The organism is Paenibacillus cineris, from assembly GCF_018333335.1.
In the GTDB taxonomy this organism is placed as follows: Bacteria; Bacillota; Bacilli; order Paenibacillales; family Paenibacillaceae; genus Paenibacillus_AQ; species Paenibacillus_AQ favisporus.
Map to the genome: position 1 here is coordinate 1 of NZ_BORU01000028.1, position 296 is coordinate 296.

The 296-nt window shown below is 53.7% G+C and carries 1 rRNA gene; it reads left to right on the top strand.

Annotated features, from left to right (window positions below):
• Positions 1-296 (top strand): 23S ribosomal RNA (locus tag KI379_RS33780); the annotation flags it as partial.

Below are 296 nucleotides of genomic sequence, written 5' to 3' on the forward strand. Positions count from 1 at the left end.
GCTGGAGCGTATACAAGTGAGAATGCCGGTATGAGTAACGAAAAGATCAGTGAGAATCTGATCCGCCGAAAGCCCAAGGTTTCCTGAGGAAGGCTCGTCCGCTCAGGGTAAGTCGGGACCTAAGGTGAGGCCGACAGGCGTAATCGAAGGACAACAGGTTGAAATTCCTGTACCACCGTAAACCGTTATGAGTGATGGGGTGACGCAGGAGGGTAGTGACGCGAGCTGATGGATGCTCGTCCAAGCAGTGAGGCTGGTGTGTAGGCAAATCCGCACACTTTAAGGCTGGGCTGTGA